This window comes from Asaia spathodeae NBRC 105894, assembly GCF_025994195.1.
In the GTDB taxonomy this organism is placed as follows: Bacteria; Pseudomonadota; Alphaproteobacteria; order Acetobacterales; family Acetobacteraceae; genus Asaia; species Asaia siamensis.
In genome coordinates this window covers 62,589-73,510 of sequence record NZ_BAPY01000010.1, presented here as the reverse complement: position 1 = coordinate 73,510, position 10,922 = coordinate 62,589, and the positions used below count along the sequence as shown (strand labels likewise).

Here is a 10,922-nt window from a genome sequence, read left to right as displayed (position 1 = left end):
CCCAACAAACCCAAATTAATTCCAAAAAAACTCACAAAACAGGGAACGAGGGGCCTCTTGCGTCTGTCCCCCGGGCGCATAAGCTCGCTTTTCCATGGCCCAGCATCGCAACCTCGTCGTCGTATCCCTTACCTGCATAGGCAGGGACGGATCAGTGCGCGGGTAGAGTTTCTGCCAGGCCCTGTTTTCATCCCCGCCGCAACGGCGGGGTTTTCTGGTCTCGCCGGGTGGCCTGCAAGAGGTTCCCCTTCGATGCAAGCGCTTTCCCCTGCCATACCTTGCTTTGGGCTTTCTTCTCCGGCCCTCGTCTCATTTCTGATCTTTGCCCTGACGAGTTCAGCAAGCCCGGGGCCGAATAATCTGCTGATCATGAATGTGGCCGCACGCTCGGGGCTGAAGCGTACCCTCCCCTGCATTCTGGCCATCACCGTGGCTTTCGGATTGATGCTGATACTGGCGACCATGGGCGGTGGTGCAGTTCTGCATCGCAATCCCGGCCTGGCACGGATTCTGGGTATACTGGGGAGTGGCTGGATGCTTTATCTGGCCTGGACGATCGCACGAACGCTTCCCGATGCCATGAACGCCAATGACCTGCCGCGTTGGCGCACAGCGTTGCTGCTCTGCTGGTCGAGCCCGAAAGCCTGGATGATGGCGTTGACCACGGGCACCGTCTATCTGCCTGAGGGCCCACACTGTCCATTGGGCTCCATTGCGATAACAGGTCTCAAACTGGCAATCGACTTGCTATCCCAACTTGGCTGGGCGGCTCTTGGCATGTGCCTGTATCGCTCGGCTCTCAACCCTCAGCGTCTGATGCTGGTCAACCGCATCATGGCGGCGCTGCTCGCGCTTTCTGCGCTGGTCGTTTTGATCTGACGCCAGAAAAGCAATAGCCGCCTCGCATGATCATGCGAAGCGGCTATTGGGAAACGGATCAGAGCTTGTTGAAGCCGTCCTTGACGCTGTCGATGCCGTCATTGACGGCGCTCTTCACATCGCCCTTCGTCTTCTCGGCCTTGCCTTCGAGATTCTGGGCAGCGCCTTCAGCCTCCAGCTTCTCGTTATGAGTCAGCTTGCCTGTTTCTTCCTTGATCGAGCCGACCACCTGCTTGACGGTGCCGCTGACCTTATCCGTGAATGAACTCATGACGCTGTTCCTTCTCGCTGGGTCCTGCCTCTCGGGAGTCTGCCTCCGAAAGGCTCTCCCTTGTGGGTCTGCCTCAGGCAGGGGAGGTGCTTGAACGCCTCATTCCGCAGAAAGTCGCATGAAGTCGATGCTTTCTGCACCGCAGCGGTCTTTTTCCTGTCGCTTCTATCCCATAGGGTGGGTTGCCCCCGACCTCTTATCTGAGAAAGCGCGCTGATGGCTCCCTTCCTGTTTTTTGCTGTTGTCGTTCTGTGGGGGCTGACCTGGTTTGCCATTCATCTGCAGATTGGCGGCACGACAGCCGATGTGGCCATTTTCTGGCGCTTCGTCCTTTCCGCAGCGCTGATAGGCAGCGGGCTTGCTGTCACCCGCAAGCTGCGCACGCCGCCCAGGGCGGCATGGCCATGGATCGCCGGTCTGGGCTGCTGTCTCTTCTCGTGCAATTTTCTGGGAATCTACAGTTCGGAGCTCTATCTGCCGAGCGGCACCGTATCGGTAGTGTTCAGCATGGCGACCCTGCTCAATACGCTCAATCTCTGGCTGTTTTTTCGCAAGAAGCCCGATCTGCGCGTGCTGGCGGGCGGCATTCTTGGTGTCTGTGGCGTGGCCCTGCTTCTGGCAGGCGATATGGCGCATGAAAACTGGCATCTCATGCTGGCAGGGATGGGATTTGCGCTGCTTGGCACATTCCTTTTCTCCTGCGGCAACATGCTCTCGCGGCATCTGGCCGGATTTGCGCTCAGCCTGACCAATACCGTGTTCTGGGGCATGGTCTGCGGCGCAACGCTTCTGGCCATCATCATCCCGCTTCTGGGCCACAACTACAGCTTTCCGCTGACGGTCAGCTGGGTTGGCGGGCTGCTCTATCTGGCAGTGTTCGGTTCGGTAGCCGGATTTCTGTTCTATCTTGAACTGGTGCGACGGATCGGCGCAGATCGGGCGGCCTATGCCACCATTCTTTCTCCCGTCATCGCGCTCGGCATGTCTGCCTTTTTTGAGCAGGTGCACTGGTCGGCGCCCATGCTGGCCGGACTGGTGCTGATCCTTCTTGGCAATGTGCTTGCCTTCCTGCGCCGCAGGCCCCTGCCCCAGCCCGTCGAAGTCGAACAGGGCTGAGCCCGATTTGACAGAGGCGCAGGCCGGTTTTCTGATGGAGCCCTGAAAAGACCCATCAGGAGAAGCACCGATGAAGCCCGCCTCTGGCCAGACCCCCGCCCTCATTCTGCTGGAGAAAGAGGGAATCGCCTATACCCTGCACACTCACGAGTATGACCCTGAGGCAAGCCGCAAGGGATTACAGGCAGCAGAGTCGCTCGGTGTCTCGCCGGAGCGTGTTTTCAAGACGCTGATGGTCTGGGTGGACAAGGACAAGCCCGCCTGCGCGATCATCAGGTCTGATCACAAGCTGCATCTCAAGGCCGTCGCCGCCGCCCTTGGTGGCAAATCGGCCGCCATGATGGCGCCGCCCGATGCCGAACGCCTCACAGCCTACAAGACGGGCGGTATCAGCCCATTTGGACAAAAAAAACGCGTGCCGATCCTTCTGGACCGACACGCGCTTGAGCAGGAAACGATCTTCGTGAATGCAGGCCGCAGAGGCCTGCAATGCGAGATCACCCCCGAACCGACCGCCAGCCATTTTGGCTGGACGGTTGCGGCCCTTGCAGAATGATCAGAACCCGGTGGAAAGGGTGACCATCGCCGAGAAGGGCGGGTTGAGGTAGTAGGTCGGCTGGTTGCCCGCCGCGATCATGGTGCCATTCACGCCCTTGGTTGCCTTCAGGTTTGTGGTGAAGCCATAGACACCGCTGCGGAACTTGGCGCCGGTCAGGTTCGTCATGTTCAGCTGGATCTGCGGCGACTTCATGAAGCCAACATTCTTGAAGCGGTAACCGATGCCGACCTGATTGGTGACATATTGCGGGATCGAGCTGTCATTCATGAAGCTGGCATATTGCTTGCCGACATACATGACCTGACCCGAAATCCAGAACCCGCCCAGATCGTAGTCAAGCCCGAGCTTGGCCTGCTTGGAAGGCGCACGAACGGCAATCTTGCCCGCTGTCGGCAGCAGATCCGTACCGACACGGATATTGTTGTCGATGGTCGAGTGCAGATATTCGAACGTCGCATAAGGGCGCAGGTGATGCCAGGCGCGTGTTGAAAGCTGGATATCGACACCACGTGTGGTCTGGCCACCTGCGTTGACCGTCTGGCTGTAGCTCGCGCCTGCGTTCCCGTCATAATAATTGAGGGTCTGCTGGCGGTTCGTCAGGTTGTAGTTGAAGAACGAGATCGAGCCCACGATCAGCTCGCCGTTATAGCGATAGCCCAGCTCTTCCTGAATTGTATATTCAGGCTTGGACGCACCACCCTTCTGGGTCTGCACACCGGATGTGCCATAATAGTCCACCAGAGACGTATTGGATGGCGCCTTGAAGTTGGTGCTACCCGACACATAGATCTGATGATGCTTGTTGAAATTCCACAAAATACCGATCTGCGGCAGCGGCTCGGGTGTGTGCAGATTGCGGTTATACTGCGTGCCGGGCGTGTAGTTATACATCCGGCGCGTCACCATGGCTTCCTTGAAGCCAACCAGAATATTCAGACGATCATTGAAATACTTCATCGTATCGCCGATGAAGATCGTATTGACCTGCGTGAGTGACAGGAAGTCACGCGCACGGAACGGCTGGCCCGAGGTCGTCTGGATGGTGTTGGTCGTCCCCCAGATATTGTTCGCCTCACCCGTTGCCTGATTAACAATGCCATAGGGCGAATACTGGTAGAGATTGGCATATTCATACCACCAGCCAAGCGTCAGATCGTGATGATTGTCCGGCTTGTAGTGCAGCGCGATCGTGTTGCCGGTACGAAACTGCTCCTGGTTTGACGGAGCAAGAGCCAGAACGCTCTTGGCGCCGCCCAGGTCAAGCTTGACTGCCTGATTGCCCATATAGGTCGAAGCATTGATAACCGATGCGCCGGTTCCGTTGCCGATGCCATGCCAGAAATAGAGTGAATCTTCGAGCGTCAGCTTGGGCGTGATGACAAGATGCGTCGGCAGAACCGCCACCACGTTTTCGAACGGGTTGACGTGCAGCTTGTAGTAATTTGCTCCGGCAGCGGTCGGACCTACATAATCGGTTGCGTAATTGGTCGAGTAGCCCGTTGTGCGCCACTGGCTGAGATTCGGAGCCAGATAGAAATCATTCGTCTGATCGTTATAGGCCACTGTCAGACCGGTGTGGCTTCCATTGCGGAAATCCTTCACCAGCTTGAAATCGTAGTGGTACTTCTCAGCCTGACCCGGGCCACGCCAGGTGTTACCCTTGGTATGGCTGAAAGCAAACATGGCGCGCACGCCGCTATTGCCGATATCGCCCGAATTCAGACGAATGAACTGGCGGAACGTGTCGAATGAACCGAAGGACACGTCCATGATGCCACCGGCATGATGCGACGGGTTGCTCATGGTCATCGAGGTCATGCCAGCCGAAGCGCTGGTGACCGGCGTATCGATATTGACCGAACCCGGCTGCACCGAAACGTTGTCGAGGTTTTCGGATTCCAGCACTTCGTTGGCGTAGAACTGACCGCCACCGATATCGTTGAGCGGCGCGCCATCGAGCAGCCAGCCCACTTCAGTGCCGTCAAAGCCACGGATATTCGTCTGACCCGTGTAGAGACCGAAAGGATCGGCCTGTGTAACGTTGGCAGAAGGCAGCATGGCGATGACCTGCTGCAGGTTCACACTCGGTGCCAGCTTGGCAATGAAGTCATGCGTGATGGTCTGGACAGCCTTGGGAGCCGTCTCGACGCGCATCAGGCCACCACCCGGCTGGCGGGTACGGCTGCTACGGCCAGTCACGGCAATTTCTTCAGGCTGCGAGCGCGCCATGACAGGGGCAGGCGTCGGGCGCGGCGCCGTCATTGCGACGGGGGCAGCGGTAGCGGCGACCGGCGTAGTGGCAGGCGATGCCGTCCGATGTGTGGACGCATGATGCTTGTGGCGTGTCGGCGCGGCGGTCGATACCTGAACGCTGCCAGCAAGGGCGGTGCCTGCAAGCAGCATCTTAAGACAGCGATGCGTGAAACTGGACGACATAGAGTGGCGTTTCCCTCGGCACTGGACAAAACAGGTGGCACTATTCGATCTCATCGCATTCGTTACGATATCAAACAGAAACCTACTTCCCGGCTACCAGTTACGTTAAGAGACAGCAACGAAACCTCTGTGACAATTAAGCTGAAGTGACTGAATCGTCACCCACTGTTACCCATCTGCATCATCTGACGCTTCCTAAAGCAGATGACGGCTGCTAGAGGCTTGGGAATTCAGACTGGTCGAATGGATCAGGATGGCTGCGGCCCTGTTGGCTGACATGCTTCTGCCACAAGTTCAGACGATACTTTGCCGAATGATGCTCTGAGCGCGGTCTGTGCACAGATTGGAGCCCTTCCCCTGACGCCTCCTCCCCCGACAAGACGTTCCTTGCCCAAGGGCCTATGGAAGCCGGCACTGACGATCCTGATCATCATCGGGCTGCTTCTGCTCGTGCGTGCCTTTCCTGTAACCCGCGCCCTGCTGGGCACCATTGAAAGCTGGAAAAACCAGCCCCTCGCCCCGCTGATCTTCCTTGCCATCGGCATTCCCTACAGCCTGTTCGGTCTGCCCCGTCAGGCGCTCTGCCTCGCGGCCGGACTGATGTTCGGAACACTGTCTGGATTTGGCCTGGCCTCGGCCACGACGCTGGGCGGTACGGTGCTCGGATTTCTGTGGATGCGCCGACTGGCCAGCCCCGCACAGCGCCAGCGCTGGCAGGAGCGCTTCAAGGGCAGATTGCGTCTGGTAGGCCATGTTCTGGAAAAAGCGCCTTTTCAGGCCGTGCTGACACTACGGCTCATGCCGGTCGGTTCGGCCCTGATGGTCACGGCGGCGGCCGGACTATATGGCGTGCCGCTTGGCGCCTTTGCCTGGGCGAGTTTCATCGGCGCCATTCCCCAGAATCTTGTCTTCGTGCTGATCGGCGCCGGGGCTCAGCTTGGGCAGGGCGTTCAGATCGGATTGGGGATCCTGCTTTTCGCCGGGTCGTCCCTTCTCGCCTGGGTGCTTCTCGCCAGAGCCCGGCGTGAGGGGGGCGAACTGGCGGCTCTGGCAGAGCGCAACGTGACCGGGGAAGAAGAATGATACGGTAGCGCTCTTCGGGACGGACAGATTAAAAGTCGGGGCGATAACAAAAAAGAGATTGAAAAACGCCCGCTCTGCGATATCTGACACCTCATTGCCAGAGACTGGCCTGAAAACTGCCTTGTTCCTGATGCGCTTGAAGAGCGCGCGCCCCGACCGATATGGGGCCTTCGTCTATTTTTTCGCAGCCCTTCATCCAGCAGGAGCGCCTCATGGCCTCTCCCGACGGGATCTCTTTTTCTGACAATTCAGCCACCGGGCGTCAGACCGACGCAGTGCCTGTCGCCATGCCAGGCTGGCTTCCCCTCCTTCTGGGGTTTCTGACTGCGGTTGGCCCGGTCTCGACAGATATCTATCTGCCAGCCTTCCCGGCGCTCGAGAAATCGCTGCATTCTCCAGCAGGCAGCGCGGGCATGACGCTGTCAGCCTGGATGGTCGGGCTGGCGATCGGACAGATCACCATGGGACCGCTGGCCGACCGTTTCGGGCGACGCATTCCCATGCTTGTCGGGATGAGTATCTACACATTGGGCAGTGTCGGTTGCGCCATGGCGACGACCATGACCGAGATGTGCCTGTTCAGACTGATCGCAGCCGTCGCCGCTTCGGCCAGCATCGTCATCCCGAGTGCCTGCGTACGTGATCTCTCGACAGGAAATGACGCCGCGAAGCTGATGTCGAAACTGATCCTTATCCAGGGGATCGTGCCCATTCTCGCCCCCATGCTGGGCGGGATAGCCCTCGACTATATCAGTTGGCGGGCGATCTTCTGGGTGTCAGCGGTGTATGGCGCACTTTGCGTGCTTCTGCTGCTGCGCGCCTTTCCCGAGACCCTGCCACGCGAGAGCCGTCGCGAGCTGCGCCCGCTTTCGCTGCTGCATCGCTATCTCTTCATCGCCCGTGAGCGAAGCTTCATCACCAACGCCCTGGTCTGGGGTTTCTGCGGCTTTCTCTCGTTCACCTATCTGACCGCGGCGCCAACGGTTTTCGAGCACATCTTCGGTTTCACACCAGCCCATTACGGCATGCTGTTCGGTCTGTTCGCCGTGTGCATGATCGGCTCGTCGCAGATCAATGGCGCACTTGTCGGGCGCGTCAGCTCGTCTGCCATGCTCGGCTGGGGGATCGCGTTTTCGGTGCTGGGCGCCGTCGCTCTTCTGGTCGTCGTGATGGTGGCCGAACAATATCCCGGCCCGACGCATCATATCCGCCCGGTCATGCTGCTCCCGATCGTCGGATGCATGATGATTACTCTTGGCATGACCGGCATTATCGGTCCCAATGCCATGGTCGGTGCGCTGAGCAATCAGTCGCAATATGCAGGAAGCGCGTCTGCATTCGCGGGAACCATGCAATATGCACTAGGATCTCTTGCGAGCACGGCAATCGGTGTTCTTCCGGCTGATACCCCCATGCCTATGGCAGCACTCATGCTGTTTGCGGCCCTCATGATGGGCGTATTTGCCGTAATGCGCCCGCATGCCCATCACCCTGTAGTTTCGGCTGAGTGATCAGCCTTTCCGGAGAGACATTTATGACCGATTCGCCTGTCCTGCTGGTAGAGGATGACGATTCAATCGCCCTTATTGTCGAGGCGATCCTTTCCTCTGCCGGACAGACGATCGACCGGGCCATCTCGGCTGACGAGGCGCTTTCTCTTGCAGCAGCCCGCGCCCCGTCCCTGATCATTTCCGATCTCAATCTGCCGGGTGCGCTCAATGGCGATGCCCTTGCGTGCAAACTGCGCGAGACCCAGCCCGGTCTGCCGGTCATTCTGATCTCGGGCGATTTCGAAGACGCCTCGTCGCGCGACGATCTGGTGCCGGGTGCCGTGATTCTGCCCAAGCCGTTTCGCCGTGCTGCGCTGATCGAGGCTGTCGAAAAAGCGCGTGAATCGGCGCGCTGACATTATAAGAGCGCCTGACATTTACATTTGAGGCATGACGCGGCTAGATGCCGCGCCTTTTGACGATGTTGTGCCGCAGGGAAGAGAAGCAGGAACATGACCCAGAACACTCCGCATGGTGACCAGCCCGAGCTCGATCTCAAGAAATACATTCGCGAGATCCCGGATTTCCCCAAGCCCGGCATCCTGTTCTATGACATCTCGACCCTGATCCGTAACGCCGATGCCTGGCAGATTGCCACCGCACGCCTCGCCCGCGCCATTGCGCCCTGGCAGCCCGATCTGCTGGCCGGAATCGAGAGCCGCGGCTTCCTGACGGCAGCTCCCGTCGCGATGCGCCTCGGCTGCGGCTTCATCATGCTGCGCAAGCCCGGCAAGCTGCCTGGCAAGACCATCTCGCTGAAATACGGCCTCGAATATGGCCATGACGAGCTGCATATCCAGGCCGATGCCATCAAGCCCGGCCAGCGCGTGGTTGTGCTCGATGATCTGCTGGCAACGGGCGGCACACTCGCCGCCTCGATCAAGCTGCTGCAGAATGTCGGCGCCGAAGTCGTGGGCACATCGGTGCTGGTCGAACTCGACGGTCTCGGTGGCCGCGACAAGCTGGACGTGCCACTGCATTCGCTTCTAACCTACCCGGCCTGAGGCCTGCGCCCCACAGGGCGGTTGACAGTCCAGCCCAATGGCAAGGACTGCACCGCCCGGTTTTTGGCAGGCCCCCTCATGCGGAGCCCAGCCATGACAGATCGCCTCTCTTCCCTCTGGCAGCAACGCTATCGCACGCCCCTGCCTGAGGCTCTGGCCGAAGCGCTGACCTCCAACCCGGTCAGCCAGAGCGCCGTTTTCAACGCCCTTCTCGCCCATCGCTCGGTAAGGGCCTATCTGCCCGATACGCTTCCCGAAGGCACGATCGAGGCCGCCATCGCAGCCGCCCAGTCGGCCGCAAGCTCGAGCAATCTGCAATGCTGGAGTGTCATTGCCGTCGAAGACCCGGTGCGCCGTGCGCGTTTTGCCGCACTTTGCGGCAATCAGGAGCATATCGCGACAGCACCGGTCTTTCTCGTCTGGGTTGCCGATCTCTCGCGTCTGCAGCGACTGGCAACGCGCGCTGGCGAAACCCATGAAGCGCTCGACTATGCAGAATCCTTCCTGATCGCCACGATCGACACCGCCCTCGCGGCCCAGAATGCTGTCAGCGCGCTTGAAGCTGCGGGGCTTGGCACTGTCTATATTGGTGGCCTGCGTAATCATCCTCAGGAGATTGCCGAGAAGCTGACCTTGCCTGAAGGCTGTGTCGGCCTGTTCGGGCTCTGCGTCGGTTATCCTGACCCGGAAAAGCCAGCCAGCATCAAGCCTCGCCTGCCGCAGCAGGCCGTGCTGCATCGCGAGCATTATGATGCGAGTACAGAGGCTGAATGCATTGCCACTTATGACGCGCTCGATGACGCGTTCCAGAAAGAGCAGGGACTGCCGCCCCGACGCTGGTCAGAGACCATGGTCAGACGCATTGCCACCAAGGCAGGGCTGCATGGGCGCGACACCATGCTCGCCTCGCTCAGGGCACTCGGTTTCCGCCTGAAATAACGCGAGGGAGCACGCGGCTCCCCTTCTCGTCCCTCTGGTCAGACCGCGCCGTTCAGCATGCCGGTCTGATCATGACAACCGATATACTCGAGGATCTGGGCGTCGGCCTGCAACACGGCGACCTCATGAAAAAGGCGCAGATCGAGCCGCCCCTGCAAGGCCTGCACCACCTGAAGAAAATCGCCGAAAATGGCCTTGTGGGTCGGATGATGCTCGGCCCAGTTCTCCATGGCGGCCAGATCGCGCCAGGCGCTCATGCCAAAGCTGCGACAGGGCTTGCCACCATTGGCAGTGCTGACCTGCATGTAGCGATTGAAGTGACAGCCAATCGCCAGCCCCTCATCCCGCAGGAAATCCATGCCGGCACGCAGCGTCGGTTCGATGCGGTCCCGATAAAGAGCCAGTTCCTCCCCTGTGACATCGGACCAGTCCTGACCCGACCGGATCAGGGCCACCCCTTCATGACTGCTCACAAACCGCCGTCGGGGTGTTTCCGACACGATCTTTCGCGCACCTGACGAGGCAAGCGCCTCTGTCTGACTGGCGGGCAGACGATCGCGCATCCCACCCCAGTAACCATGTTCCTGTATCGGCTCAGCACTTCTCTCTCCCAGCATGATGCCGACGCCTTCCAGCCGGTCAGAGGCACTGAACAGCGTTTCGAGATGGGTCGTTCGTGGCAGGAAGAGCTCGCGATATAGTCCGACACCCTCATTCTCCCGTGCCGGATCGGCCCACCAGGCCTGATGCTGCTGCCACCAGCTCTGATAGGCGGCCTCATCCGGCCAGTAGCCGATGGCCACCTCATTGTCCCAGCCAGCCCCATCGATAAACTCGGCGCGCTCGACATTCTGGGCCGCTACACCCGTGCCGAGTTGCCTGACGAGTTCAGACAAAAGCGCCTTTGCCTTTTCCCCTTCCGCATCCCCACGCCATTGCACCCCGAAATATCCCATGACGAGCTGGGAAGACCCTGTATTGCCGCGTGCAGTCCAGGCAGGAAACGGCGGCTGAAAGTCATCGGCGCTTCGCCGTTCCCGGCTCCGCGGGCAGCGGAGATGAGGAGCAATGGCGCTTTCCATGGG

The 10,922-nt window shown here is 59.5% G+C and carries 11 protein-coding genes; 8 read left to right on the top strand and 3 right to left on the bottom strand.

Annotated elements, in window-relative coordinates:
* The first annotated feature begins 252 nt into the window (after positions 1 to 252).
* Positions 253 to 879, top strand: coding sequence for a LysE family translocator (locus AA105894_RS07940; RefSeq protein ID WP_267311239.1), 627 nt, complete (start codon positions 253 to 255; stop codon positions 877 to 879).
* Positions 880 to 937: 58 nt separating this feature from the next.
* Here AA105894_RS07940 and AA105894_RS07935 read toward each other — a convergent pair whose 3' ends face one another.
* Positions 938 to 1,150: a CsbD family protein gene (locus tag AA105894_RS07935; protein WP_188425820.1), complete on the bottom strand. Its 213-nt coding sequence runs from the start codon at positions 1,148 to 1,150 to the stop codon at positions 938 to 940.
* 216 nt (positions 1,151 to 1,366) lie between these two features.
* Here AA105894_RS07935 and AA105894_RS07930 point away from each other — a divergent pair, with 216 nt between their 5' ends.
* Positions 1,367 to 2,266, top strand: coding sequence for a DMT family transporter (locus tag AA105894_RS07930; protein ID WP_267311238.1), 900 nt, complete (start codon positions 1,367 to 1,369; stop codon positions 2,264 to 2,266).
* Between the two features lie 70 nt (positions 2,267 to 2,336).
* Entirely contained in the window at positions 2,337 to 2,822 is a 486-nt protein-coding gene (gene ybaK, locus AA105894_RS07925; protein ID WP_267311237.1) for a Cys-tRNA(Pro) deacylase, read from the top strand.
* Here the strand turns inward: ybaK and AA105894_RS07920 are convergent, their stop codons facing one another.
* Positions 2,823 to 5,261 (bottom strand): TonB-dependent receptor, encoded by a 2,439-nt coding sequence (locus AA105894_RS07920; protein ID WP_267311236.1) that lies wholly within the window; start codon positions 5,259 to 5,261, stop codon positions 2,823 to 2,825.
* Between the two features lie 387 nt (positions 5,262 to 5,648).
* Here AA105894_RS07920 and AA105894_RS07915 point away from each other — a divergent pair, with 387 nt between their 5' ends.
* From AA105894_RS07915 to AA105894_RS07895, 5 genes are all read left to right on the top strand, one after another.
* Positions 5,649 to 6,344 carry a TVP38/TMEM64 family protein gene (locus AA105894_RS07915; RefSeq protein ID WP_267311235.1) on the top strand — a complete coding sequence of 232 codons (696 nt, stop codon included), beginning with the start codon at positions 5,649 to 5,651 and terminating at the stop codon, positions 6,342 to 6,344.
* A 212-nt stretch (positions 6,345 to 6,556) separates the two neighbouring features.
* Entirely contained in the window at positions 6,557 to 7,855 is a 1,299-nt protein-coding gene (locus AA105894_RS07910) for a multidrug effflux MFS transporter (RefSeq protein WP_267311234.1), read from the top strand.
* 23 nt (positions 7,856 to 7,878) lie between these two features.
* Positions 7,879 to 8,250: a response regulator gene (locus AA105894_RS07905; protein ID WP_267311233.1), complete on the top strand. Its 372-nt coding sequence runs from the start codon at positions 7,879 to 7,881 to the stop codon at positions 8,248 to 8,250.
* Positions 8,251 to 8,346: 96 nt separating this feature from the next.
* Positions 8,347 to 8,898: an adenine phosphoribosyltransferase gene (locus AA105894_RS07900; protein WP_267311232.1), complete on the top strand. Its 552-nt coding sequence runs from the start codon at positions 8,347 to 8,349 to the stop codon at positions 8,896 to 8,898.
* Positions 8,899 to 8,991: 93 nt separating this feature from the next.
* A complete protein-coding gene (locus tag AA105894_RS07895; RefSeq protein WP_267311231.1) occupies positions 8,992 to 9,837 on the top strand; it encodes an NADPH-dependent oxidoreductase in 846 nt (281 codons plus the stop codon).
* Positions 9,838 to 9,875: 38 nt separating this feature from the next.
* On the opposite strand, the gene AA105894_RS07890 is transcribed toward AA105894_RS07895, so the two are convergent.
* Entirely contained in the window at positions 9,876 to 10,919 is a 1,044-nt protein-coding gene (locus AA105894_RS07890) for a phenylacetaldoxime dehydratase family protein (RefSeq protein WP_267311230.1), read from the bottom strand.
* Positions 10,920 to 10,922: the final 3 nt, after the last annotated feature.

Coding starts and splice junctions, on each gene's coding strand:
- AA105894_RS07940 (WP_267311239.1), top strand. CDS start 253: ATGCAAGCGCTTTCCCCTGCCATACCTTGCTTTGGGCTTTCTTCTCCG.
- AA105894_RS07935 (WP_188425820.1), bottom strand. CDS start 1,150: ATGAGTTCATTCACGGATAAGGTCAGCGGCACCGTCAAGCAGGTGGTC.
- AA105894_RS07930 (WP_267311238.1), top strand. CDS start 1,367: ATGGCTCCCTTCCTGTTTTTTGCTGTTGTCGTTCTGTGGGGGCTGACC.
- ybaK (WP_267311237.1), top strand. CDS start 2,337: ATGAAGCCCGCCTCTGGCCAGACCCCCGCCCTCATTCTGCTGGAGAAA.
- AA105894_RS07920 (WP_267311236.1), bottom strand. CDS start 5,261: ATGTCGTCCAGTTTCACGCATCGCTGTCTTAAGATGCTGCTTGCAGGC.
- AA105894_RS07910 (WP_267311234.1), top strand. CDS start 6,557: ATGGCCTCTCCCGACGGGATCTCTTTTTCTGACAATTCAGCCACCGGG.
- AA105894_RS07905 (WP_267311233.1), top strand. CDS start 7,879: ATGACCGATTCGCCTGTCCTGCTGGTAGAGGATGACGATTCAATCGCC.
- AA105894_RS07900 (WP_267311232.1), top strand. CDS start 8,347: ATGACCCAGAACACTCCGCATGGTGACCAGCCCGAGCTCGATCTCAAG.
- AA105894_RS07895 (WP_267311231.1), top strand. CDS start 8,992: ATGACAGATCGCCTCTCTTCCCTCTGGCAGCAACGCTATCGCACGCCC.
- AA105894_RS07890 (WP_267311230.1), bottom strand. CDS start 10,919: ATGGAAAGCGCCATTGCTCCTCATCTCCGCTGCCCGCGGAGCCGGGAA.